Below are 24,956 nucleotides of genomic sequence, written 5' to 3'. Positions count from 1 at the left end.
CGCAAGGGAGCACCGCAATGAGTGGCAGCGACCCGCGTTCGTTCGATGTTGCCGAGAGTTCGCCACTGCGCGTGCTGTGGATCCTGCTGCCGCTGCTGATCGTGTTCGCGCTGTGCGTGTGGGCCGAACTGAAGCACGAGCCGGCCGCTGCGCCGTGGATGGAGATCACCCTGGCGCCGCCGTTCTTCCGCCTGTGGGGCAGCGCGGCATGGAGCCTGGTCGTGCTGGTGCTGATCGGCGTGGGCCTTGGCATGGCGTTCTTCCGCCGCCGGGTGGTAATCGATGGCAATGTGCTGGACGTGCGCTCCACGCTGTACCGGCGCCGCACCCCGGTGGCGCAGCTGCAGCTGGAGCAGGCCGAGGTGGTGGACCTGGGCCGCGACCGCCGCTACGGCCTGCGCTACAAGACCAATGGCTATTCAATGCCGGGCTTCTATTCGGGCCACTTCCGCCTGCAGGGCGGCAACAAGGGGTTTGCCCTGGTCACCGACCGCCAGCGCACGCTGGTGATTCCGGTGCGCGGCGGCAGCACCCTGCTGCTCAGCCTGGAGCGGCCGCAGGCGCTGCTGGACGCGCTGCAGAAGGTGGCCGCCACCACGCCACGGCAGTAAGCTGCGGGCATGCACCGTCGCGCCCCCCTGCTGATCAACACCGAGGCCGTGGAACTGTGGCCGGCCGCCCTGCTGCGCGCGCGCAGCAACCTGGATGCACGCCTGCTGGCCCGCGCGCAGTGGGTGCTGCGGCGCAAGCAGGATGGCCGCTACCTGGCCGTGGTGCTGGACCACGGTGTGCACTCACTGGTCGCGCGGCTGCCGCGCGAGCCCGGCGTGGAAGCGGCCCTGGCGCTGTTGGAACAGGCCCGCGCCCGCCCCTTCGCCGCAACGCTGGAAGACCACTGGCTGCCGCTGGCGGGCCTGCAGCAGCGCCTGCAGCAGCTGGGCCTGGATGCGGATGCCTATGCACAGGACTGCGGCTTGCCACTGGAAGCCGAGCCCTGCCTGCTGCACTTCGCCGGGCGCGACCGTTTCGGCCGCCCGCTGTGGCTGCGCCGCGCCGCCGCGCAGGGCTGGCGCCGCATGCGCCTGCACGCCGCGCGCGACGGCGTGGCGCTGGATGCGATTTCCGGTTTCCGCAGCCACGCTTACCAACTGGGTATTTTCGAACGCAAGCGCGCGCGCGGGCTGAGCGTGGCCGAGATCCTGAAGGTCAACGCCGCGCCGGGCTTCAGCGAACACCACCGGGGTGATGCGCTGGATATCGGCACGCCGGGCGATGCGCCGGCGGAAGAAACGTTTGAAGCCACCGAGGCGTTCGCCTGGCTGCAGGCGCACGCCGGTGGCCACGGGTTCCGGTTGAGCTACCCGCGCGACAACCCGCACGGCATCGTCTACGAGCCGTGGCACTGGTGCTGGGCACCGGCCAACGACTGAGGTAGAGCCGAGCCATGCTCGGCTGCACATTTCCGGTAGAGCCGAGCCATGCTCGGCTGCGCATTTCCGGTAGAGCCGAGCCATGCTCGGCTGCACATTTCCGGTAGAGCCGAGCCATGCTCGGCTGCACATTTCCGGTAGAGCCGAGCCATGCTCGGCTGCACATTTCCGGTAGAGCCGAGCCATGCTCGGCTGCACATTTCCGGTAGAGCCGAGCCATGCTCGGCTGCACATTTCCGGTAGAGCCGAGCCATGCTCGGCTGCACATTTCCGGTAGAGCCGAGCCATGCTCGGCTGCACATTTCCGGTAGAGCCGAGCCATGCTCGGCTGCACATTTCCGGTAGAGCCGAGCCTTGCTCGGCTGCACATTTCCGGTAGAGCCGAGCCATGCTCGGCTGGTTTTGCCGAAGTCGAGCATGGCTCGACTCTACAAATACGCGGGGCAACGATCCCCGCCGGGCATGGCCCGGCGCTACCTAAAGCGCGCGGGGCAACGATCCCTGCCGGGCATGGCCCGGCGCTACCTGTAGCACGCGGGGCACCGATTCCCGCCGGGCATGGCCCGGCGCCACCTGTAGCACGCGGGGCAACGATCCTCGCCGGGCATGGCCCGGCGCTACCTCAGCGCCGCAGCGCGTTGATCGCCAGCAGCACCCAGGCGGCCATCAAGGTGGTGCCGCCCACTGGCGCCAGCCGGGTCGGCCACTGCCACAGCGCGCCGCCCACCAGGCTGCCTGAGAACAGCAGCACGCCCAGCAGCAGCAGGTACAGGCCCAGGTGCGCGATCGCGCCCTGCGCACGCGGGCCCAGTGCCAGCAGTACCGCGCCGTGGGCGAAGGCGTACAGCGCCGCCATGTTCAGGTGCTGCTGCGCCAGCGGGTCGGCCACGCCGTGGGCGGCATAGGCCGAAAGGCCGATTGATGCTGCCGCAAGCAATGCGCCCAGGCAGGCCAGCAGTGAAGGTTTACGCGCACGACGTTCGGCAGTGAACATGGTCTTTCCTTGCGCAGGGCCCCGACCACGGGGCACAGATGAAAAAAAACGCGCCGCAGGAAGCGGCGCGTTTTCGTGTCCAACACTACATGGGTCAGCCGAGGCTTACTTGACGGCCCAGTAGATGTCGTAGGTACCTTCCGGGGTGAACGACTTGTCCACGCCGTCCTTCCAGGACTCGTACGGACGGTCGATCACTTCCGAACCGTTGGTCACAGCCCAGGCACGCAGTGCGTTGCGGGCAATGTCCAGGCCAGCCATGTGGCCGGTGTAGGCCGCGTGGGCCGAACGGTGCGGGGCAACGCGGACGTACTTCACCGGAGCGCCGCCGTCGATCTTGACGGACAGTTCTTCGGCAGCCGCGCCTTCAGCGCCCTTCTTCTTCACCGGCTGGGCGATGTCGAAGGCGTACTTCTCAGCACCGAAATCGGTGGTGATGACGCGGAACGGGCCAGCGGCTTCCAGGCCATTGGCCTCCATCACGCGCTTGATCCATTCCTGGTTGTCCTTGATGGACTTGGTGATGGTGTCCTGGCCGCGATCGACGTTACCGGCATTGACGACCAGCAGGTCTTCGGCCGGCACGTCCACGATGGCCAGATCGGTCAGCGGGGCTTCGGCGGTGCGGTAGTCAACGTTCGGCACGGTGGCCAGCATGTTGGCCATGCGCGACAGACCCATCTTGATGTCGTCGCCGATCTGGCGGCTGACATACAGGCCGGCGTAACGGCCGAACAGGTCGAAGCCGTACTTCACCGAGTAATCCTGGGTGATCTTGACGTTACGACCGCCCTTGCCGGTCGGCTCCAGGGTGAAGGTGGTGACCTTGTCGTGGCCCTTGGTCGGGTCTTCGACGGCGATCACAACGCGCTTGTTCTCTTCCGATTCGGTGATCTTCCAGGAACCGTTACCCAGGTCCTTGGAGGCGAAATCGAGGGTGGCACCCACGCCCGAGGCCGGGCCGGACAGCTTCAGGTCAACGGCGGGATCGCGCAGTACCAGCGGGTTCCAGTCCTTGAAGCGGCGCAGGCTGTTGACCGTGTCGTACACGATCGTCATCTTGCGGTTGGTCTCGATGCTTTCGGTGATGTGACGCTCGCCCGGCAGACATACGCCAATGATGACGAACAGGCCAGCCACGATCCCCAAGGCGATCAGGAACTCGATAATACGGGTCATTCAGAGAGTCTCCGGGGCCGATCCCACGGCCGGGTTGATTGAAGCGAAGCGCCAATCCTAGCAGGCTTCGCAGGCATTGTTTATCGGATTGGCGCACCGGTTTCCGTGCCGGCTGCGTATTTGTATGGACAAAGATTTTGAAGGGTAACGCATCTGGGGCCCCGGCAAGTAGGGGGGCACCCCGCCCCGGGCCTGAAAACACGACCCAAGCCCTTGTCCTGAAAGGATTTTAATCAAACCAACTGGAGTTCGAACGCCTTCAGCACCGCGCGGGTGCGGTCGCGCACGCCCAGCTTGGACAGAATGTTCGAGACGTGGTTCTTGATGGTGCCCTCGGCCACGCCCAGCGAATTGGCGATTTCCTTGTTGGAGAAACCGCTGGCCATCAGCCGCAGGATCTCCGTCTCACGGTCGGTGAGCGGGTCCGGCCGGTCCAGGCTGACGAAATCGTTGCGCATGTGCTCCAGCCCGGACAGCAGGCGCTGGGTCACGGCCGGCTGCACCAGCGAGCCGCCGTCGGCTACGGTACGGATGGCCCCCACCAGCTGTTCCAGCGTCACATCCTTCAGCAGATAGCCCTTGGCGCCGGCCTTCAGCCCGGCCAGCACCAGCTGGTCATCGTCGAAGGTGGTCAGGATGATGGTCGGCGGCAGCTGTTCCTGCCGCGACAGCACCTGCAGGGCCTCCAAGCCGGACATCACCGGCATGCGCATGTCCATCAGCACCACGTCCGGGCGCACCTGCGGCACCAGCTCGACCGCCTGCCGGCCGTCGGCCGCCTCGGCCACCACTTCAATGCCATCGTCGAGCGCCAGCAGGGAGCGGATTCCCTGCCGCACCAGGGTTTGGTCATCGACCAGGCAGACGCGAATCATCACCGTACTCCTTCAGGAACCTGGGTAAGTGCGGCCAGCACCGTGGCCGGTACCGTGGCGCGCAGCCGGAAGCCGTCGCCAGGGCGGGTCTCCACCTGCAGCTGGCCCCCACATTGTTGCAGGCGCTCGCGCATGCCGCGCAAGCCATTGCCTGCATTGACCATTTCCGCCCCGACACCGTCGTCGCGGGCCTCCACCACCACCTGCCCCGGCACTTCGCGGTAGACCCGGATCCACAGGTGGCGGGCATGGGCATGGCGCACCGTGTTGGTGATGATTTCCTGGGTGCAGCGCAGCAGCACGTGGGCCCGCTGCGGGTCCTCCACGTTCAGCGGCTCCTCCACCTCCAGCTGGATGTCCAGCGAGGGCACGTTCTCGGTCAGCGGGCGCAGGGCCGCGGCCAGGTCGATCGCACCGGTCTCGCGCAGCTGGCTGACCACTTCGCGCACGTTGCCCAGCAGCAGCTTGGCCAGGGTGTGCGAACGCTTCACGTGTTCCAGCGCCTTGCCCTCGGCCAGGTGGCCGGCCACTTCCAGGTTCAGGGTGAGCGCGGTCAGCTGGTGGCCCAGCACGTCGTGCAGCTCGCGGGAAATGCGCGTGCGTTCGTTCACCCGCGCGCTTTCGGCCAGCAGGGCGCGGGTGGCGCGCAGTTCGGCATTCAGGCGGCGCTGCTCGTCGCGCGCTTCGGCCTGGCGCCGCGCCACCAGCGCGATGACGAACACGAAGCTGGAAAAGCCCATGTAGCCCATCGCCTGCAGCACGGCGATGACCGGCGGGAAGCCCAGCGGCTTGATATAGACCGGCAGCACCGCCAGGTTGCTGGCCACCAGCCAGACCACGCCGATGCGCGGGCCCAGCAGCCAGGGCAGCAGCCCGGCCACCACCATCAGCAGGATGCTGCCCAGCGCGGTGCCGGAGAAATAGCTGACGCCGATGGCGCAGGCGGTGAGCAGGATCAGCGCGGCATGGTCGAAGAAGCCGGGCCCACTTTCGCCCAGGTCGCGGGTCAGGCCCCAGTACACCACGCCGAAGGCCAGGTAGGCCGAGGCCCACGGAATGACCCGGTAGCCGGCTTCGCCATCCAGGCTTTCCAGGGTGAGCGAGACCGGATCGATCAGGTAGATCGCCAGCCATAGGCCAACGGTGCCCCAGGTGAACAACCCGGAGTAGCGCAGCATCGCATTGTGGTTCAGTCGGGCCAGCATGGCCCATCGTAGCCTGTGCGCGGTCTGCCCCAAGGGCATAAAGTCATGCTTGCCCCTGCCCCCTGTTCATGCCGCAGCCCACCCCGGGCATGCAATAATCGTGCGCAGGGTCCGTTCGCAGGACCAACCGCGTTACCCCACGGAGTCACAATGTCGATTGTCATCCGCGACGTGCGCGAGCACGAGCTCGATTCCGTCCTGGCGTTGAACAACAATGCTGGCCTGGCCATCCTTCCGCTGGATGCGGCCCGGCTGCACCTGTTCTACGAAACCGCTGAATATTTCCGCGTCGCCGAGCGCGACGGCAACCTGGCCGGCTTCCTGATCGGCTTCGGCAGCGACAGCCAGCACGACAGCAGCAATTTCGCCTGGTTCAAGCAGCAGCTGGACACCCCCTTCTTCTATATCGACCGCATCGTGGTCGCCAGCCGCCGCCGCGGCGGTGGCGTCGGCCGTGCGTTCTATGCCGATGCGCAGAGCTTTGCCGAACTGCGCTACCCGCAGATGACCTGCGAAGTGTTCCTGGACCACGGCGCCGACGCTGCCCTGCTCTTCCACGGCAGCTTCGGCTTCCGCGAGTTGGGCCAGAACACCATGCCGCACGTAGATGTGCGCGCCAGCATGCTGGCCAAGGAACTGTGCAGCTACCCCTGGGTGCAGGACACCTACGGCGGCAAGCTGCCCGATGTAGCGTGGGCGCGCGACCGGCAGCTGCCGGCGCAGGCACAGCGGCCGACGGGGACCTGAGCGTGGCGGTGAATTTTGATTACGAACAGGCCGGTGAATTGAAGATCGGCCAGGTGGGCATTGCCAACCTGCGCATCCGTACCCTTGATGTCGAACGCCTCGTGCAGGAAATGCAGGAGCGGGTGACCCGTGCGCCGAAGCTGTTCGGCCGCGCCGCGGTCATCCTCGATTTCGGCGGCCTGAGCCAGGTGCCGGACGTGGCCACCGCGCAGGCGCTGGTGGATGGCCTGCGCAGCGCCGGCGTGCTGCCGGTGGCGCTGGCCTACGGCACCACGGCCATCGATCTGCTGTCGCAGCAGCTGGGCCTGCCGCTGCTGGCCAAGTTCCGCGCCCAGTACGAACGCGCCGAAGCCGAACCGGCCCCGCCGCCGCCGCCGCCGCCGGCCGAACCGCGCCGCGCCGCCAAGACCGAGCCCAAGCCCGCCCCGGCCACGCCGGTAGGCAAGGCCGCCGATGCCGCCGCGCCGCAGCCGGGCCGCATGCAGCTGGGCAACGTGCGTTCGGGCCAGCAGCTGTACGCGGAAAACTGCGACCTGACCGTCATGGCCACCGTTGGCGCAGGCGCCGAGGTGATCGCCGACGGCAGCATCCATATCTACGGCACCCTGCGCGGCCGCGCGCTGGCAGGGGCTCAGGGCAACACCGCGGCGCGCATCTTCTGCCGCGATTTCCATGCAGAACTGGTCGCCATTGCGGGCCATTACAAGGTACTGGACGATGTGCCGGACAACCTGCGCGGCAAGGCCGTGCAGGTGTGGCTGGAACAGGACCAGATCAAGATCGCTGCGCTGGACTGACGCAGCACCCAAACAGAATCATCAGGAGAAGTCCTTTGGCTGAAATCATCGTAGTCACCTCCGGCAAGGGCGGCGTCGGCAAGACCACTTCCAGCGCGAGCCTGGCCTGCGGCCTGGCACGGCGCGGCAAGAAGGTGGCCGTGATCGACTTCGACGTCGGCCTGCGCAACCTCGACCTGATCATGGGTTGCGAACGCCGCGTGGTGTACGACTTCGTGAACGTCGTGCACGGCGAAGCCACCCTTAAGCAGGCCCTGATCAAGGACAAGCGCTTTGACAACCTGTACGTGCTGGCCGCTTCGCAGACCCGCGACAAGGATGCGCTGACCCAGGAAGGCGTGGGCAAGGTGCTGAAGGACCTGGCCGCCGACGGCTTCGACTACATCATCTGCGATTCCCCGGCGGGCATCGAAAAGGGCGCGTTCCTGGCCATGTACTTCGCCGACCGCGCGGTGGTGGTGGTGAACCCGGAAGTGTCCTCGGTGCGCGACTCCGACCGCATCATCGGCCTGCTGGATTCGAAGACCCACAAGGCCGAATCGGGCCAGAACGTGCCGGCCTTCCTGCTGCTGACCCGCTACACCCCGGTGCGCGTGGAAAGCGGCGAAATGCTCAGCATTGCCGACGTGGAAGAAGTGCTGGGCCTGAAGGCCATTGGCGTGATCCCTGAATCGGGCGACGTGCTCAATGCATCCAACAAGGGCGAACCGGTGATCCTGGATGTCGAATCCGCTGCCGGCCAGGCCTACGACGACGCCGTCGCGCGCATCCTGGGCGAAGAACGCCCGATGCGCTTCACCAACGTCGAGAAGAAGGGCTTCTTCAGCAAGCTGTTCGGAGGGTAAGCATGGGCCTGTTTGATTTCCTCAAAGCGAAGAAGACCACCGCCGAAACCGCCAAGAACCGCCTGCAGATCATCATCGCGCAGGAACGCAGCCACCGCGGTGGCCCGGACTACCTGCCGCTGCTGCAGCGCGAGCTGCTGGAAGTGATCAAGAAGTACGTGAACATCGACGTCGATGCGGTGAAGGTCGACCTGGTGAAGGATGGCCAGCACGACGTGCTGGATATTTCCGTGGCGCTGCCCGAAGGCCCGGACAAGCCCTGACCCCCTGCCCCGCCCGTGCCTGCATGGGCGGGGCCGTATGACCCCGCATGACCGACACTACACCCGAACCGAACGTGACCCGCGTTGGCGACATCGCCTTCGCCGATGCGCAGCAGCTGCTGTCCGCACATGGCCTGCGGCTGCACCACGTGGGCGCCGGCGAGGCGATTCCCGGCAGCTACTGGGGTGAACCCGAGGCCGGCATCATCGCCAGCAACGTGTATGTGCGTGACGACACGCCGGTGCACTCGATGCTGCACGAAGCCTGCCACCTGATCGTGCTGCCGCCGGAACGGCGTGCGCAGGTGCACACCGACGCCACCGATTCGGTACCCGAGGAAGATGCCACCTGCTACCTGCAGATCGTGCTGGCCGGGCAGCTGCCCGGCGTGGGCAGCGCGCGGCTGATGGCCGACATGGATGCGTGGGGGTATACGTACCGGTTGGGGTCTACCCAGGCATGGTTCGAACAGGACGCCGAAGACGCGAAAGCGTGGTTGATCGAACGCGGGTTGCCGGTGGCCTAAGTCACCGGTGGGTGCCCGCCGTTGGTAGGTGCGGACCTTGGTCCGCACCCTCCACGCATGGCGTGGATCTACTACGTGGCCAGCGCGCGCAGGGTGATGCCGACCACATAGGCCAGATACGTGCCAGTCGCATAACCCATCGTGCCCAACAGCACGCCCACCGGCGCCAGTGCCGGATGGAACGCGGCGGCCACCACCGGTGCCGAGGCCGGGCCGCCGATGTTCGACTGCGAACCGATGGCGAAGTAGAAGAACGGCACCTTCAGCAGCTTGCCCAGGCACCACAGCAGGCCGATGTGCACGGCGATCCAGATCAGCCCCAGCAGGAACAGCCACGGCCGGTCCAGCAGCGCCAGCAGGTCCATCTGCATGCCGATGCAGGCAATCAGGAAGTACAGCAGCAGCGAGCCCAGCCGCGAGGCGCCGGCGCCTTCCAGCGTGCGCGCACGGGTGAAGCTGAGCCCCAGGCCCAGTGTGGTGGACAGCACCACCACCCAGACGAACGGCGCGTCCAGACTGAACTGCGCGGCCCAGCTGACGTTGGCCTTGAACCAGGCTGCCAACGGCGCGCCGATGGCATGGGCCAGGCCCACGCCACCGAACGCCACCGCCACGATCAGCATCAGGTCGGTCAGGCTGGGAATGCGCTCGTGCTCGGCCTGGAAGCGTGCGATGCGCTCCTTCAGTTCATCGATGGCCGAGGTATCGGCACCGCTGCGCGCATCGATCTTCGCCGCGCGCCCGGCCAGGAAGATCAGCGCAGCCATCCACACATAGCCCACGCCCACATCGACCACGGCGAACTGGCCGAAGGTGGTGGCGTTGACGTCGAACACTTCGCGCATCGCCAGCATGTTGGCGCCGCCGCCAATCCAGCTGCCCGCCAGTGCGGCCATGCCGGCCCAGGTATCGCCGGCCACGGTGTCCGGATGGATCGCGCGCATCACCAGGAAGGCCACCACCGCGCCGAGCATGATGCTGGCCGAGGCGCCCAGGTACATCAGCACCAGCTTCGGGCCCAGCCGCAGGATGCCCTTGATGTCCACCGCCAGGGTGAGCAGGATCAGCGCCGCCGGCAGCAGGATGTCGCGTGCCACCGGGTTGTAGAGTTTGGTGTTCTGCCCGTCGATCAGGCCGACGGTGTTGTAGATGCCCGGCAGCAGATAGCACAGCAGCAGCGCCGGTACGAAGGTGTAGAAGCGCTTCCACAGGCCCTGCTCGCGCGAGGCGGTCCAGAACACGGCGCCGAGGGTGGCGGCGATCAAACCGAAGACGACGATGTCGTTCTGGATCATGCAGGTGCTCTGGGTGCGGGGTCGGATCCCTTCCGCGATGCGAAAGGGCGCTGACCCCTGGGCGAAGGTGTGCCGACCAACGGTCGGCACCTACCGGCGGGAAAAGAAGCGCCGCCCCGAAGGGCGGCGCTGCAACCATCAGTTGCCGATGTGCTGCTTCAGCCAGGCGTTGACGGTGTCATGCCACAGGATGCTGTTGGCCGGCTTCAGCACCCAGTGGTTTTCGTCCGGGAAGTACAGGAACTTCGATTCGATGCCCTGGCGCTGGGCGGCGGTGAACGCGGCCAGGCCCTGTTCGACCGGAATGCGGAAATCCTGCTGGCCGTGGATGACCAGGATCGGCTTCTTCCAGTCAGCCACGTGGTTGACCGGGTTGAACTTCTCGTAGTTGGCTGCCTTCTGGTACGGGGTACCGCCCTGCTCCCATTCGGTGAACCACAGTTCTTCGGTGGCATAGCCCATCATGCGCTGGTCGAACACACCATCGTGGTTCACCAGGCACTTGAACGGGCCGTTCCAGTTGCCGGCGATCCAGTTGACCATGAAGCCGCCGTAGCTGGCGCCCAGCGCACAGGCCTTGTCACCGTTGAGGAAGGAATACTTCTTCAGCGCCGCGTCCCAGCCCTTCTGCAGATCTTCCAGCGGGCGGTCGCCCCAGTGCTGGCTGATCGCATCGGTGAAGGCCTGGCCGTAACCGGTGGAACCGTGGAAGTCGATCATGACCACCGCGTAGCCCTGGCCGGTGTAGGTCTGCGGGTTCCAGCGGTAGCTCCAGCCGTTGCCGAAGCTGCCCTGCGGGCCGCCGTGGATCAGGAACGCGACCGGGTAGGACTTGCCTTCCTGGTAGTTGTGCGGCTTGACCACGTAGCCGTGCACGGTGTCGTTGTTCCAGCCCTTGAACTCGAACTGTTCGTAGTCGCCGAAGCTGACGTCCTTCAGCACTTCACCGGCAGCCGGGGTCAGCGCGCGCAGCGGGCCCATGGTTTCACCGGCCGCCGGCAGCAGGCCAACCAGCACCTGGTCGTTGCTCTTCAGGCTGTTGCGGGTGATGGCCACGCTGTTGCCGGCCACGCTGACCGAAGACACGGTGCCATCGCCGATGACCTTGGTGGCCTTGCCGCTGGCCACGTCGATCTGGAACAGCGGGTGTTCGCCCAGGTCGTCGGTGGTGGTGTAGATGCTGGCGCCATCGGTGGACAGGGTGATCTCACCAGCCGAGCGGTCCCACTGCGGGGCGATTTCGCGGGTCTTGCCGCTGGCCAGGTCCATCGCCATCAGGCCGAAGCGGTCGGCTTCGAAGCCCGGGCGCTTCATGGCGCGGTAGAACAGGGTCTTGCCGTCGGCGCTGAACACCGGGCCGGCATCCCAGGCCGGGTTCGACGCGGTCAGGTTCACCGGCGCCTGCTTGCCGGCCGCATCGAAGCGGTACAGGTCGAAGTTGGTCGACCACGGTTCCTGCTTGCCGGCCACGCGGATGCTGGCGACCACGCTGCTGCCATCGGGCGACCAGGTGAAATCGTCATTGCCGCCGAACGGCTTGGACGGCGCGTCGCCATCAATGGTGGCGCTCAGCGCCGAGGCGCCCTTCACCGGGCCACCCTTGGCAACCGGCAGCGGGGCCACGAACAGGGTGTTGCGGCGGCCGTCGTTCCAGGTATCCCAATGGCGCACGAACAGCGAATCGAAGACCTTGCCGCTGGCCTTGGCGCCGGCCACGTCCTTCAGCTTCTTTTCGGTGCAGGCCAGGTCGGAGGCGCAGGCCTGGAACACGCCGGCGCTGAACAGCACGCGGTCGTCCTGCGGCGACACGTGGTAGCTGTCCACGTCCACCGGGAAGTCGGTCAGCTGGCGCGGGATGCCGCCGCTGATCGGCTGGGCGTACAGCTGCTGGCTGCCGTTCTTGGCGCTGAGGAAATAGACGGTCTGGCCATCAGCCGACAGCGAAGCCGAATTGACGTTCCAGCCAGCCGGGGTGATCTGCTTCGGCGGGGCCGCATCACGCGTGCGCAGGTTGCGCGCGAACAGGGCGGTGCTGGACTTCAGCGCGGCGTCGGTGCTGCGCTTGGCGAACACCACGGTGCTGCCATCGGCGGTCAGGACCGGGGCGGAGACGCGATCCATGGCCACCATGTCGCGGACTTCCAGGCCACGGGCAGCGGCAACGCTGGGCAGGGCGGCCAGCAGGCTCAGTGGCAGCAGGGCATGACGCAGTTTCATCGGGGTCTCCGCAGGACGGCAAAAAACCGATGGTAGGCCTGCGCGGGCGGGGCTGCCAAGGCCATCGGTCATGCCTGCCGGCCAGCGCGGTTCCCGCCGCCAGAAACAGCAAACCGCGCCGTAGCGCGGTTTGTGGGCAGCCCGGGGTCGGATCCGATTCCGCAGGAATCGGCTCTGACCCCAGAGACTGCCAGCCGGGGTCAGAGCCCTTCCCTGCGGGAAGGGATCCGACCCCTTGCACCGGAATCGGCTCTGACCCCAGAGACTGCCAGCCGGGGTCAGAGCCCTTCCCTGCGGGAAGGGATCCGCCCCCTTGGCGTTACGCCTGTGCGCGCTTGCCGGTGCGGTAGATCAGCAGGCCCACCAGGAACAGCACGGCCAGGCCGAACCACTGCGCGGCCGGCAGGTGGAACGGCAGGGCCAGCACGTCGGCACGGCTGCTGACCACGATCGGCACGGCGATGGCGATGCCCATCAGGGCTTCGCCGGTGATCAGGCCGGCGGCGAACAGCACGCCCGGCTTGTGCACGCGGTCGCGGCCTTCTTCATCATCGCCACGCACCTTGTGGAAGCGCTCGACCAGATAGGCGATCAGGCCGCCCAGGAAGATCGGCACCATCAGTTCCAGCGGCAGGTAGATACCGATGGCGGCGGCCAGCACCGGCACGCGGAAGCGCGAATTGCGCGACTTCAGCCAGCTGTCGAAGGCGATGATGACCGCACCGACCACGGCACCGATGCCGATGAAGGTCCACGGCAGTTCACCACCGAACAGGCCCTTGGCCACCGACGCCATCAGGTTCGCCTGCGGGGCGGCCAGCGCGTTCGGGTGCAGCTCGGACTTCACGCCGATGCCGTAGGCGGTGGCCAGCAGGTTCAGCACCGGGGCCATGATCAGCGCGCACGAGAACGCACCGATGCCCAGCATCAGCTGCTGCTTCCACGGGGTAGCACCGACGATGTAGCCGGCCTTCAGATCCTGCAGGTTGTCACCGCCCACCGCGGCGGCACAGCACACCACCGCGCCGATCATGATGGCGGCCACCGCACCCAGCGGCGCACCACCGGCGCCGACCGGCTTCAGGCCATCGGCGCCCAGCAGCACCACCAGCACCGCCGAGGCGAACAGGATGGTGGAGATGGTGATGCCCGAGACCGGGTTGTTGGACGAACCGATCAGGCCGGCCAGGTAGGCCGACACGGACACGAACAGGAAGCCGGCGACGATCATGATGATGGTCATCGGAATGGACACGTGCCACTGGCCGACGATGGCCTGGTACAGGGCCAGCAGCGGCAGCACGAAGGCCACCAGGGCGACCAGCATCCACTTCATCGGCAGGTCGCGTTCGGTATGGGCCAGCACCGGACCGCCACTCTTGCGCGCGGCGGCGAAGCCACTCTTGACGCCGTTCAGCAGCGACTTGCGCAGCGAGATCAGGGTCCAGATGCCGCCAATCAGCATTGCGCCTACACCCAGGTAACGCATCTTCGCGCCCCAGATGGCGAACGCGGCCTCGGTGGACGAGGCGGTGGCGACCGAGGCGGCCAGGGCCGGATCGGTGTTCATGAAGAACGCCTGGTAGATCGGAATGGCGATGTGCCAGGTCAGGATCGAGCCGGACACCACCACGATGCCGACATTCAGGCCGACGATGTAGCCCACGCCCAGCAGGGCCGGCGACAGGTTGGTGCCGATGAAGGCGGTGATCTTGGAGCTGCCGACGTAGGCCGAGGTCGACCAGGCATCGGGGATCAGGCGCAGGCCGCTTTCGGCGGCCAGCTTGACGAAGGCACCGATCACGGCCGACAGACCCAGGATCTTCAGGCCCGGGCCGGGGTTCTCACCGGCCTTGAGCACTTCGGCTGCGGCCTTGCCTTCCGGGAACGGCAGCGGGTCTTCGACGATCATCGAACGCCGCAGCGGCACCGAGAACAGCACGCCCAGCAGGCCACCCAGACCGGCGATGCCCAGCACCCACCAGTACTTGAAGTCGGGCCAGTAGCCCATGATGACCAGCGCCGGGATGGTGAAGATGACACCGGCGGCGATGGACGAACCGGCCGAGGCGCCGGTCTGCACGATGTTGTTTTCGAGGATGGAACCACCGCCCAGCAGGCGCAGCACGCCCATGGAAATGACCGCGGCGGGAATGGCGGTAGCAATGGTCAGGCCTGCGAACAGACCGAGGTAGGCGTTGGCCGCTGACAGCACCACCGCCAGCACGATGGCCAGGGCCACTGCGCGGAAGGTGAGCTGCTTGGGCGCAGCGTCGTGGTTCATGGAAGCCCCTGCTGGCAAAAAATCCCTTGCACGCTAGCGTTCAGGGGGCGGCAAGTCCAGCGTGCCAAAGGATGGGGGCGCCTGCTGCAGCGTCCGCCACGGTCGTCGGCACCGCCAACGGGCCGAACCGGCAAAACCCCGTTGGGACTGAGGCAAACGATATGTTATATCCTATCCAATTCGTTTGTTCCCTTTCCCCGCATGGCCTCTTCCCCCTCTCCCCGCCTGGCCTCCATCGACCAGCTGCGCGGCACCGTGATGCTGCTGATGCTGCTGGACCACGTGCGCGAGACCTTTTTCCTGCAGTACCAGGTGAGCGATCCGATGGATGCCGCCACGGTCTCGCCGGCCCTGTTCGCCTGCCGCCTGCTGGCCCACCTGTGTGCGCCGGTGTTCGTGCTGCTGAGCGGCCTGTCGGCGTGGCTGTACGGCCAGCGCCAGGCCGACCCGCGCCGCGCCACGGCGGCCTTCCTGCTCAAGCGCGGCCTGTTCCTGGTGGTGCTGGAGCTGACCCTGGTGAGCTTCGCCTGGACCTTCCAGTTCCCGCCGGACACGCTGTACCTGCAGGTGATCTGGGCGATCGGGCTGAGCATGATCGCGCTGGCCGGCCTGCTGTGGCTGCCGCGCCCTGCCCTGCTGGTGCTGGGCGTGCTGCTGGTGGCCGGCCACAACCTGTTCGATGGGGTGCGGGTGGAAGGCAATGGCGTGCTGGCGGTGCTGTGGAAGGTGTTGCACCAGCGCGACTGGATCGACGCCGGGGTGATGCGCCTGCGCACCTCCTACCCGCTGCTGCCGTGGATCGGGGTGATCGCCCTGGGCTATCTGATGGGGCCGTGGTTCGCCCGCGACCGCGACCCGGCGCAGCGCCAGCGTTGGCTGCTGTGGGCCGGGCTGGGTGCGCTGGCGGCGTTCGCCCTGCTGCGCCTGGCCAACGGCTATGGCGAAGCGCCGTGGCAGTACCAGGACAGCGCGCTGCGCACCTGGATGAGCGTGTTCAACGTGACCAAGTACCCGCCGTCGCTGCAGTTCCTGCTGCTGACCCTGGGCGTCGGCCTGCTGTTGCTGCGCCTGTATGAGTGGCCGCCGCTGGCCCGCGCGCTGCAGCCGCTGGCCGACATTGGCGCCGCACCGATGTTCTTCTACCTGCTGCACCTGTATGTGCTGAAGCTGATGTACCTGGCCGCGCTGGCGATCTGGGGGCCGACCCACGGCAGCCTGTACGCGCTGGATTCGGTGGCCGGCCTGCTGCTGGTGGCCTGTGCGCTGGCGGTGGCGCTGTACCCGGCCACACGCGCGTTCGGGCGGTTCAAGGCGCGCCGGCGCGATCTGGCGTGGTTGCGCTACCCGGCGCGCGCCTGCGGCACGCGCCTATAATCCGCCGATGAATTCCACCGCGATTGCTTCCGACGATTTCCTGGGCCACCCCAAGGGCGTCTACGTCTGCTTCTTCACCGAAATGTGGGAGCGCTTTTCCTTCTATGGCATGAAGGCGCTGCTGCTGCTGTACCTGACCAAGTACCACCTGTTCGGTGACAAGGCCGGGCTGGACCTGCTGGGCGCCTACGGTGGCCTGGTGTACTGCATTCCGGTGTTCGGCGGCATGCTGGCCGACCGCTGGCTGGGCATGCGCCGCGCGGTGCTGTTCGGCGGCATCCTGCTGGTGCTGGGCCACCTGGGCATGGCCTTCGAAGGCCACGCGGCGTACCGGGTGAACGGCGAAGTGGTGCGCGACACCTCGGCACTGGCGGTGACCTATCTGTCGCTGGCGCTGATCATCATGGGCGTGGGCTTCCTGAAGCCGAACATTTCCACCATCGTCGGCAAGCTCTACCCCAAGGACGACCCGCGCCGCGATTCGGGCTTCTCGCTGTTCTACGCGGGCATCAACCTGGGCGCGCTGTTCTCGTCCCTGGTCTGCGGTTTCCTGGGCGAGGCCTATGGCTGGAAGTACGGCTTCGGTGCGGCCGGCATCGGCATGCTGGCCGGCCTGGCCATGTTCCTGTGGGGGCAGAAGTACCTGCACGGCCACGCCGAACCGCCGCAGCCGGCCGCGCTGAAGCAGAAGGTGCTCGGCCTGCCGCGCGAGTGGCTGATCTACCTGTGCGCGGTGATCGGTGTGCTGCCGGTGGCGTGGCTGATGTGGGCCGCCGGCAACGGCGCGTTCGCGCTGGGCGGTGAAATCAGCCTGGCGCTGATGCTGATGCTGGTGGTGCTGGGCGGCGTGCTGGTCTGGTTTGCCTGGTTCACCGGCAGCAAATGCACGCCGGTGCAGCGCCAGCAGATGATCGCGCTGATGGTGCTGATCTTCATGGCGCTGGTGTTCTTCACGATGTACGAGCAGTCGTACGGGTCGTGGGTCACCTTCACCGACCGGCTGCTGACCAAGGACATCGTGCCGGCGCTGGTGATTACCGATGGCACCCCGCTGCCGTGGTCGATCGTGTCGCTGCTGCTGGCGCCGCTGGGCTTCGTGGTCAGCGCGCGCCTGGCGGAGCGGCGCCCGGGTTCCAACGCACCGCGTGCGTTCTTCATCGCCATCGTGGCGCTGATGCTGGTGCTGCTGGTGCGCGACTGCCTGGTGATTCCGCAGACCGCCGGTTCGCTCACCTACCTGGGTGGGTTGTTCCTGGTACTGCTGGCGCCGGCCTTCGCCGCGCTGTGGACCTGGATGGACCGCCGCGGCTGGGAGCCGGGCAAGCCGGTGAAATCGGCCTGGGGCCTGGTGATCGGTGCGCTGTCGTTCGTACCGCTGGCGCTGGCCGCACAGCAGGTGGGCGCCACCGGTGAGATGGCCAGTGTGTGGTGGCTGGTGCTGGCCTACTTCCTGCTGGCCAGCGGTGAGATGTGTCTGTCGCCGGTCGGCCTTTCGGCGGTGACCCAGCTGGCCGTGCCGCGGGTGATGAGCCTGATGATGGGCACCTGGTTCCTGGCCACCGCGTTTTCGGAAACGCTGGCCGCGCTGTTCGGCAAGCTGGCGGCGATCGAGGTGCCCGAAGGCGAAGCGCTGGACATGGTGGCCGCTGCCGGTGCCTATGCGCACCTGTTCTGGCTGCTGATGTGGATCGGCCTGGGCTGTGCGGTGGCGGCCTTCGTTGCCGCCCCGCTGCTGAAGCGGATGATGCACGGGGTCAAATGACCCCGTGCACCCGCGCCGCCAGGCTCAGGGCGCCTTGCCCTTGTCCGCCGGCACGCTGGCGCTGGCCGTGGCGCCGCCCAGGCTGCGCGACAGGAAGGCCAGCAGTTTTCCGTAGTACTCGCGCTTGTGTTCCAGCGTGTAGAAGCCGTGGCCTTCGGTCTTGTAGTACAGGCTTTCGACCGGCGTTCCGGCACGCTTGAGCGCCGCTTCCATGCGCTCGGTGTGCTGGATCGGTGCGCGCTTGTCCTCGCCACCGGCGGCCAGGAACACCGGCACCTTGATCTGCGCGGCCAGGTTGACCGGCGATACCGCGCCGAGCTTGGCCGGATCGCCCAGCCATTCGCGCAGGTAGGTCATGCCCGACTTGCGGTCCTGCACGTCGCCGCGGTTGAACATCATGGGCAGGTCGTACACCCCCACGTAGCCAGCCGCGCACTGGTACAGACCGGGTTCGCGGACGGCGCCCATCATGGCCGAATAGGCGCCGTAGCTGGCGCCGTAGATGCAGATGCGGTCCTTGTTGGCCACACCCTGGCTGATCGCCCAGCGGGTGGCATCGGTCACGTCGTCCTGCATGGCCTTGCCCCACTGCTCGGCGGCCGCCTGACCGTGGGCACGGCCGTAGTTGCCCGAGCCACGGAAATTGACCTGCAGCACCGCATAGCCGGCCGCGGCCAGCATCTGCGCTTCGCGGTCGTAGCTGCCATCGTCGTAAATGCCAAGCGGCCCGCCATGGGGCATGACCACCATCGGCAGGTTACGGCCGTCGCTGCCATGCGGCACGGTCAGGTAGCCATGCAGCGGCAGGCCGTCGCGGGCCTGCAGCTTGAACGGCTTGACCGTCGCAGTCTTTTCCACGTTGATCCAGTCGCTGCGGCTGATCAGGTAATCGGCCTTGCGCGCGGCAATATCGTAGACATAGAAGTCGCCGGGGTTGGAACCGGACCAGACGCGTACCAGTACCTTGTTGCCGTCGCGGGTGCTGGAGGTGATGAAGACCGCCTGGCCGGGGAACGCCGCCTCCAGGCTGCGGTACAGCCGCGCATCGGCCGACGTCTCGTCGAAGAAACGGGTGCGCGGGGTGTCGCCCAGGTACAGCGCGCCCACCGGAATGCGGGTACCGGGGCGGACGATGATGCGGTACGGATCGACCACCTCGTCGCGCAGCACGGTCTTGCGCTCACGTGTCTGCGGGTTCCAGCTGACGATGGCATCGGGACCGCTGGACTGCTCGCTCTTCAGATAGGCCAGCTGCCCATCTTCGGAAAAGCCAATCGCGGTTTCGATGCGTGCGGACACACTCTCATCGTTCACCAGCGCCCAGTCGGTTCCGTTGGCCGCGCGGTAGTACAGCTTGTTGACGTTGTCCGTGCCCGCGCCGTGGGCAAAACGCACCTGGCCCTGCGCATCGGTGGTGAAATCGGCGCGGCGCACCGGCGAACGGGCCACCGTGGCGCGCTTGCCGCTCTGCACATCCAGGCGCTCGGCGCGGGTGTAGGGATCTTCGCTGAAGGGCCACACCGCGATCACCACGTTGCGGTCGTCGTCCGGCAGGTCGTCGGACAGGAAGGCGGCGATGGCCTCCACCTTCTTCGGCTGGATGCGCGTGCCCGGCCCGTTGCTGGTTACCCGGTAGCCCACCAGCAGTTCGGTACGGCCGCTTTCGGCGTTCATCGACAGCAGCTCGCCAGTGGGCGACGGCTCGTCCAGGCTGCCGAACTTTTCGGCCACGCCGATCAGCAGGCGGGAGTCGTTGACCCAGTGGAAATCGGTGGCGTGGTTCTTGCTCGGTGGCCGCATGCTGCTGACCACGGAATTGTCCGATGACCGCAGGATCGCCAGCGCGGTGAAATCCTCGCCCGGCACGGTGGTGGCGTAGTACTGGCCACTGGGTGAAATCTTCAGATCGCCGAACGCCTCCTGGCGCACGAACGCATCCACATCGACTGCCATTGCCTTCCCCGGCAACAGCACGGCCGCCACCAGGGCAGCCAGCAGGCACTTGCGCATCCTTCCCCCTTGAAGCGGACACCCTGTCCGCATCGCCGATTCTAGGCACGGCCGATTGCCGCCCGCCAGTGCTGGCGGCGACAAAAAAAAGACGGCACCGTTGCCGGTGCCGTCATGGCCACTACCTTGGAGAGAGAGTCAGGACGTGGGTTCGGGGGGCGTGCGCAGTGGGTCAGTGGACCCCGCGCACCGCCAGGGTCAGGGCCAGGATGCTGAGGATCACCGCGATGGTGCCGTCCAGCACGCGCCAGGTGCTGGGCTTGGTGAACAACGGCGCCAGCAGGCGCGCGCCCAGGCCCTGCGCGGTCAGCCACAGGCAGCTGGCGGTGACCACGCCGGCGGCGAAGGCCATGCGTGCATTGCCGAAGTTTTCGGCAATCGAACCGATCACCATCATGTCCAGCCAGAAGTGGGGATTGATCAGCGAAAAGCCGACCGCCGCCATCAGCACCGCACGGCGGCTGCCGTCGTCACTGTCGGCCTCGCCCATGCCACCGCCACCGGCAAAGGCACGGCGCGCGGACTTCATGGCATACCAGGCCAGGAAGGCCACGCCGGTCCACAGCACCGCGGTGGTCAGCCACGGCAGCGCCGTGGTGAGCGTGCGCAGGCCAGCCACGCTGGCGAAGATGAAGAACGCATCGATGGCCGCGCAGGTGGCGACCACCGGCACGATGTGCTTGCGCAGGATGCCCTGGCGCAGGATGAAGGCGCTCTGGGCACCGACCACGGCGAACAGGCCGATGCCGGTAGCTGCACCAGAGAACCAGGCACCGAGGCCGGTGCTGGCGGAGATGACCGAGAACATGGGATTCACTGCCTTGTCTTGCTGGGGGGACGGTGCCTCGCGAAGGCGGACAGCACCGGAATGGACGCTATTGTCGCGCCGCAACATTAAGAAGACGAGCTAAACTTACTAAACCAACATTAGCGGAGCTTAATCGGATGCGCATCGATCACGCCCAGCTGCGAGCCTTGGCCGCGGTGATCCGCGAAGGCAGCTTCGACCGCGCCGCGCAGGCGCTCAATGTCACCCCATCGGCCATCTCGCAGCGGGTCAAGGCGCTGGAAGACCGCATCGGCCGCCTGCTGGTGAAGCGCGGCACCCCGGCCACCGCTACCGCCGAAGGCCAGTTGCTGGTGCAGCTGGCCGAGCAGACCGCCCTGCTGGAGCACGACGCGCTGCACCGCATGGGCCTGGCCGACGAGGACCTGCCGCAGGCCAGCATTCCGGTGGCGGTGAACCATGACAGCCTGGAAACCTGGTTTCCGCAGGCTGCGCACGCCTTTGCCCAGGGCACCGGCACCACCCTGGACCTGCGCGTGGAAGACCAGGACCACACCGTGGAGCTGCTGCGCCAGGGCACGGTGCTGGGCGCGGTGACCACCCTGGACGAGCCGGTGCAGGGCTGCCAGATCCATGCGCTGGGCAGCATCCGCTACGCCGCCACCTGCACCCCGGAATTCCGCGACCAGCACTTCGCCAAGGGCGTGACCGCGCAGGCGCTGGCGCAGGCGCCGGTGCTGGTGTTCAACCGCAAGGACGACATGCAGGCCCGGTTCGCCCGGCGCATGGCCGGCGACGAGCTGCCCAGCACCGCGCCGACCTGGTGGATTCCCTCCACCCGCGCGTTCGTGCAGGCCAACCTGGGCGGTCTGGGCTGGACGATGAACCCACTGCCGCTGGTGAAGCGGCACCTGGATGCCGGCCGCCTGGTCTACGTGCGCCAGCGCGCCTGGGAAGACGTGCCGCTGTACTGGCAGCACTGGAAGGGCGATGTGCAGACCATGGCTCTGCTGACCCGCGCCGTGCTGGAGGCATCGACCGCACTGGTACGGCGGAAGCGCTGAGGCGGCCCGGGGTCGTATCCACCCATGGGGTGGATCTACCACCGGGTTGAGCCACCCGATGTGCGGATGCGCGCGTACCCAGTAGATCCACCCCATGGGTGGATACGCGGCCACGGAAAACAGGACGAATCTGTGCCAGCATCGCCGCAACCGACCTTGAGAGGCTGGGCGATGGGGACCGATCCGCTGTTCCTGCATATCCGCGTGGTGATGGGCATCATCCTGGGCCTGTCGATCACCACCCTGCTGAAGGGGCTGGCGCAGATCATCGAGCACCCGCAGCGGCGCGGCTGTTCGGCCCTGCACCTGTGCTGGGTGGCGTGGACCCTGGTGTCGCTGGTCACGTTCTGGTGGTGGGAATTCCGCCTGATCGAAGTGCACCGCTGGACGTTTGAAACCTACCTGTTCGTGATCGCCTACAGCGCCACCTGGTTCCTGCTGTGCGCGCTGCTGTTTCCCGACGACCTGCGCGACTACGGCAGCTACGGCCACTACCTGTTGCAGCGCCGGCGCTGGATCTTCGGCGTGATCGCGGTGCTGACGCTGCTGGATCTGGTGGACACGGCGATCAAGGGGCGCAGCCGCTGGCAGTTGCTGGGCGAGGCCTATCCACTGCATTCGGCGCTGATGCTGGTGGTCTGCGTGCTGGGCTGGAACCTGCGCAGCGCGCGCTCGCACGTGCTGCTGGCTGCGGTGGCGTTGGTTTACCAGGTGGTCTATTTCGCGGCGGAATACTTCACCATTGGCAGCGATTGAAGGGGCCCGCCAGGCATGGCCTGGCGCTACCGTTCGTGGCTGATGCCTCCGCTGGGCATGGCCCGGCGCTACCAAAGGAACATGCATGACGATCCACTACCGCCCTGCCCGGCCCGATGATGCGGCCGCCTGCATCGATCTGCGCGGGCGTACCCGCGAGAACGCCTTCGGTGCGGCGCAACTGGCCGAGCTGGGCATCACCGCCGAGAGCTGGGCCGAGGGCATTGCACAGGGCGACTTCATCGGCCGCATCGCCGAGGACAACGGCACTATGGTCGGCTATGGCTTTGCCGACCGTGACAGCGGCGAAGTGCTGGTGCTGGCCCTGCTGCCGGACTACGAAGGCCGCGGCATCGGCCAGCGATTGCTGCAGGAAGTAATCGAACTCGCCCGCGCTGCCGGGCACGGCCGGCTGTTCCTGGCCTGTTCGGCCGATCCCCGCTCGCGCTCCTACGGGTTCTACCGTCACCTGGGCTGGCGAGCCACCGGCGAGGTGGACGAGGCCGGGGACGAGATTCTGGAGCTGGTCTGAGGGGCGTGGCCCGGCGCTACCGCGCCAGGGCGGCCGGATGCTGCGTTGCACCAAATCCGGACCCGAAAGGGTTAGAATCCGCCCCTTGGATGCTGCAAGGCGTTGTTTCTTCACGCCCTTTCCCTACCCGGCGCGCATCCTGAACCCCTTCCCCACGCCATAAGTCACCCCCATGAAGAAATTTGGCAAGGCCCTTCTCGCCCTGCTCGTGCTGCTGTTGCTGGTAGCCGCGCTGTTCCTGTACTGGCCGCTGACCCAGCGCTCGGTGCCGGCGGCGAGCAACGACAAACCCGTCGACGTCGTCCTGGTCGGCGGCGGCATCATGAGCATTACCCTGGCCACCTACCTGCAGGAACTGCAGCCGGACTGGAACATCCAGGTCTATGAACGCCTGGACGGCGTGGCCAACGAAAGCTCGGACGGCTGGAACAACGCCGGCACCGGCCATTCGGCCTTCGCCGAACTGAACTACACCCCGGAACTGCCCGATGGCAGCATCGAGACCAAGCGCGCGGTCGGCATTGCCGAAAGCTTCGAGGTCTCGCGCCAGTTCTGGTCGCACCAGGTGAAGGAAGGGCGGCTGAGCCAGCCCAGCGACTTCATCAACCCGACCCCGCACATGAGCTTCGTCTGGGGCGATGACAACATTGCCTACCTGCACAAGCGCCAGCAGGCGCTGGTGAAGAACCCGCTGTTCTACGGCATGCAGTACTCGGAAGATCCGGCGCAGATCAAGCAGTGGGCCCCGCTGCTGATGGAAGGCCGCGACCCGAAGCAGAAGGTGGCCGCCACCTGGATGCCGCTGGGCACCGACGTCAACTTCGGCGTGATCACCCGCCAGCTGACCGCCGGCCTGCAGCGCAGCCCGAACTTCACGCTGCACCTGAACCATGAAGTGAGCGCGCTGCGGCAGAACGCCGACAAGAGCTGGAACGTGACGGTGAAGGACCTGAAGGCCAACACCGAAACCACCACCCATGCCCGCTTCGTCTTCATCGGTGCCGGTGGCGCCGCGCTGAAGCTGCTGCAGATGTCCGGCATTCCCGAATCGAAGGATTACGCCGGCTTCCCGGTGGGCGGCCAGTTCCTGGCCTTCCAGGGCCAGGACGTGACCTCGCGCCACGGCGTGAAGGCCTACGGCATGGCCGAAACCGGTTCGCCGCCGATGTCGGTGCCGCACCTGGATGCGCGGAAACTGGATGGCAAGCCGGTGGTGCTGTTTGGACCGTTCGCGCTGTACAGCACCAAGTTCCTGAAGCACGGCTCGTGGTGGGACCTGTATTCGTCGGTGAACCACAACAACGTCGGCCCGATGCTGGAAGTGGGCAAGGACAACCTGGACCTGGTGCAGTACCTGATGGCCCAGGCACGCCTGAACGACGCCGATCGCCAGGCCGAGCTGGTGAAGTACTTCCCCAACGCCAAGCCGGGCGACTGGAAGCTGATCACCGCTGGCCAGCGCGTGCAGATCATCAAGCGCGACCCGTTGAAGGGCCCGGTGCTGCAGTTCGGTACCGAGATCGTGACCGACAAGGACCACACCATCGCCGCGCTGCTGGGTGCTTCGCCGGGCGCGTCGACCTCGCCGCCGATCATGCTGGACCTGATGGCCAAGGCCTTCCCGGAACAGATGAAGGCTGGCTGGGAAGCCCGCCTGCGCGAGATCGTGCCGTCGTACGGCCGCAAGTTGAATGAAAGCGCCGCGCTGACCAACGAGATCCGCACGCTGACCAGCCAGACCCTGCACCTTCCCTACCTGGAAGTGCCGGCCGATGCTGCGGCCGCCCCAGCAGCCGTGCCGGCGGCCACGCCGGCCCCGGCGGCGGCGAAGGAAAAGCGCAATGCCAACGAGGAACTGCAGGCGCTGTAAGCCTGGGGTTTCCCACGCAGTAGAAACGGACGGCCACCTTCGGGTGGCCGTTCGCGTTTGTGGGCCGGGAAGGGTCAGAGCCCTTTGCCCGGGGCAAAGGGCTCTGATCCCGGGGTCGGATCCCGGCGGCGCAGGCGCAGGGC

General features: G+C 66.8%; 22 protein-coding genes. 13 read left to right on the top strand and 9 right to left on the bottom strand.

Going from position 1 to position 24,956, the window contains the following annotated elements; all coding sequences use genetic code 11:
- The first annotated feature begins 17 nt into the window (after window positions 1-17).
- Window positions 18-611: a PH domain-containing protein gene (locus tag C1930_RS20405; protein WP_199912409.1), complete on the top strand. Its 594-nt coding sequence runs from the start codon at window positions 18-20 to the stop codon at window positions 609-611.
- Between the two features lie 9 nt (window positions 612-620).
- Window positions 621-1,430 (top strand): M15 family metallopeptidase, encoded by an 810-nt coding sequence (locus C1930_RS06070; RefSeq protein WP_199912408.1) that lies wholly within the window; start codon window positions 621-623, stop codon window positions 1,428-1,430.
- A 622-nt stretch (window positions 1,431-2,052) separates the two neighbouring features.
- On the opposite strand, the gene C1930_RS06065 is transcribed toward C1930_RS06070, so the two are convergent.
- The 4 genes from C1930_RS06065 to C1930_RS06050 form a co-directional block, all read right to left on the bottom strand.
- A complete protein-coding gene (locus tag C1930_RS06065; protein WP_108748927.1) occupies window positions 2,053-2,424 on the bottom strand; it encodes a DUF423 domain-containing protein in 372 nt (123 codons plus the stop codon).
- 105 nt (window positions 2,425-2,529) lie between these two features.
- Window positions 2,530-3,603 (bottom strand): SRPBCC family protein, encoded by a 1,074-nt coding sequence (locus C1930_RS06060; RefSeq protein ID WP_108755677.1) that lies wholly within the window; start codon window positions 3,601-3,603, stop codon window positions 2,530-2,532.
- Window positions 3,604-3,836: 233 nt separating this feature from the next.
- The gene (locus tag C1930_RS06055; RefSeq protein WP_108748925.1) at window positions 3,837-4,478 is read right to left on the bottom strand and encodes a response regulator transcription factor; all 642 of its coding nucleotides are present in this window, start codon (window positions 4,476-4,478) and stop codon (window positions 3,837-3,839) included.
- Entirely contained in the window at window positions 4,478-5,683 is a 1,206-nt protein-coding gene (locus C1930_RS06050; RefSeq protein WP_108752472.1) for a sensor histidine kinase, read from the bottom strand. The genes C1930_RS06055 and C1930_RS06050 overlap by 1 nt, the downstream gene beginning before the upstream one ends.
- A 150-nt stretch (window positions 5,684-5,833) precedes the next feature.
- On the opposite strand from C1930_RS06050, the gene C1930_RS06045 reads away from it, so the two are divergent.
- The 5 genes from C1930_RS06045 to C1930_RS06025 are packed head-to-tail and all read left to right on the top strand — an operon-like array spanning window position 5,834 to window position 8,862.
- Window positions 5,834-6,430, top strand: a complete 597-nt coding sequence (locus C1930_RS06045) for a GNAT family N-acetyltransferase (RefSeq protein WP_108748923.1) — start codon at window positions 5,834-5,836, stop codon at window positions 6,428-6,430.
- A gap of 2 nt (window positions 6,431-6,432) precedes the next feature.
- A complete protein-coding gene (gene minC / locus C1930_RS06040) occupies window positions 6,433-7,227 on the top strand; it encodes a septum site-determining protein MinC (protein ID WP_108755676.1) in 795 nt (264 codons plus the stop codon).
- A 35-nt stretch (window positions 7,228-7,262) separates the two neighbouring features.
- Window positions 7,263-8,072, top strand: a complete 810-nt coding sequence (gene minD / locus C1930_RS06035) for a septum site-determining protein MinD (RefSeq protein ID WP_108755675.1) — start codon at window positions 7,263-7,265, stop codon at window positions 8,070-8,072.
- Window positions 8,073-8,074: 2 nt separating this feature from the next.
- Window positions 8,075-8,335 carry a cell division topological specificity factor MinE gene (minE, locus tag C1930_RS06030; RefSeq protein ID WP_005408532.1) on the top strand — a complete coding sequence of 87 codons (261 nt, stop codon included), beginning with the start codon at window positions 8,075-8,077 and terminating at the stop codon, window positions 8,333-8,335.
- A gap of 47 nt (window positions 8,336-8,382) precedes the next feature.
- A complete protein-coding gene (locus C1930_RS06025; RefSeq protein ID WP_108771310.1) occupies window positions 8,383-8,862 on the top strand; it encodes a hypothetical protein in 480 nt (159 codons plus the stop codon).
- Between the two features lie 71 nt (window positions 8,863-8,933).
- On the opposite strand, the gene C1930_RS06020 is transcribed toward C1930_RS06025, so the two are convergent.
- The 3 genes from C1930_RS06020 to C1930_RS06010 form a co-directional block, all read right to left on the bottom strand.
- Window positions 8,934-10,157 carry a DUF819 family protein gene (locus tag C1930_RS06020; protein ID WP_108755673.1) on the bottom strand — a complete coding sequence of 408 codons (1,224 nt, stop codon included), beginning with the start codon at window positions 10,155-10,157 and terminating at the stop codon, window positions 8,934-8,936.
- Window positions 10,158-10,295: 138 nt separating this feature from the next.
- Entirely contained in the window at window positions 10,296-12,374 is a 2,079-nt protein-coding gene (locus C1930_RS06015) for a S9 family peptidase (protein ID WP_108771309.1), read from the bottom strand.
- Window positions 12,375-12,693: 319 nt separating this feature from the next.
- On the bottom strand, window positions 12,694-14,658 hold the full coding sequence (locus C1930_RS06010) for an oligopeptide transporter, OPT family (RefSeq protein WP_108752468.1): 1,965 nt from the start codon (window positions 14,656-14,658) through the stop codon (window positions 12,694-12,696).
- A gap of 201 nt (window positions 14,659-14,859) precedes the next feature.
- On the opposite strand from C1930_RS06010, the gene C1930_RS06005 reads away from it, so the two are divergent.
- Together C1930_RS06005 and C1930_RS06000 are read left to right on the top strand one after the other, a co-directional pair.
- Window positions 14,860-16,032 carry a heparan-alpha-glucosaminide N-acetyltransferase domain-containing protein gene (locus tag C1930_RS06005; protein WP_108771308.1) on the top strand — a complete coding sequence of 391 codons (1,173 nt, stop codon included), beginning with the start codon at window positions 14,860-14,862 and terminating at the stop codon, window positions 16,030-16,032.
- Between the two features lie 7 nt (window positions 16,033-16,039).
- Window positions 16,040-17,794: an oligopeptide:H+ symporter gene (locus tag C1930_RS06000; RefSeq protein WP_108752466.1), complete on the top strand. Its 1,755-nt coding sequence runs from the start codon at window positions 16,040-16,042 to the stop codon at window positions 17,792-17,794.
- 24 nt (window positions 17,795-17,818) lie between these two features.
- Here the strand turns inward: C1930_RS06000 and C1930_RS05995 are convergent, their stop codons facing one another.
- Together C1930_RS05995 and C1930_RS05990 are read right to left on the bottom strand one after the other, a co-directional pair.
- Window positions 17,819-19,804 carry a prolyl oligopeptidase family serine peptidase gene (locus C1930_RS05995; protein WP_108755670.1) on the bottom strand — a complete coding sequence of 662 codons (1,986 nt, stop codon included), beginning with the start codon at window positions 19,802-19,804 and terminating at the stop codon, window positions 17,819-17,821.
- Window positions 19,805-19,976: 172 nt separating this feature from the next.
- The gene (locus C1930_RS05990) at window positions 19,977-20,612 is read right to left on the bottom strand and encodes a LysE family transporter (RefSeq protein ID WP_108748912.1); all 636 of its coding nucleotides are present in this window, start codon (window positions 20,610-20,612) and stop codon (window positions 19,977-19,979) included.
- 137 nt (window positions 20,613-20,749) lie between these two features.
- On the opposite strand from C1930_RS05990, the gene C1930_RS05985 reads away from it, so the two are divergent.
- From C1930_RS05985 to mqo, 4 genes are all read left to right on the top strand, one after another.
- Window positions 20,750-21,655 carry a LysR family transcriptional regulator ArgP gene (locus C1930_RS05985; protein ID WP_108755669.1) on the top strand — a complete coding sequence of 302 codons (906 nt, stop codon included), beginning with the start codon at window positions 20,750-20,752 and terminating at the stop codon, window positions 21,653-21,655.
- A 171-nt stretch (window positions 21,656-21,826) separates the two neighbouring features.
- On the top strand, window positions 21,827-22,411 hold the full coding sequence (locus C1930_RS05980) for a hypothetical protein (RefSeq protein ID WP_108755668.1): 585 nt from the start codon (window positions 21,827-21,829) through the stop codon (window positions 22,409-22,411).
- An 85-nt stretch (window positions 22,412-22,496) separates the two neighbouring features.
- Complete coding sequence (locus tag C1930_RS05975; protein ID WP_108771307.1) at window positions 22,497-22,943, top strand: GNAT family N-acetyltransferase; 447 nt, start codon at window positions 22,497-22,499, stop codon at window positions 22,941-22,943.
- 172 nt (window positions 22,944-23,115) lie between these two features.
- Entirely contained in the window at window positions 23,116-24,813 is a 1,698-nt protein-coding gene (gene mqo, locus C1930_RS05970; RefSeq protein WP_108761486.1) for a malate dehydrogenase (quinone), read from the top strand.
- Window positions 24,814-24,956: the final 143 nt, after the last annotated feature.

The sequence above is a fragment of the Stenotrophomonas sp. SAU14A_NAIMI4_8 genome (genome assembly GCF_003086695.1).
Taxonomy (GTDB): domain Bacteria; phylum Pseudomonadota; class Gammaproteobacteria; order Xanthomonadales; family Xanthomonadaceae; genus Stenotrophomonas.
This window is presented reverse-complemented; position numbering and strand designations above follow the sequence as displayed.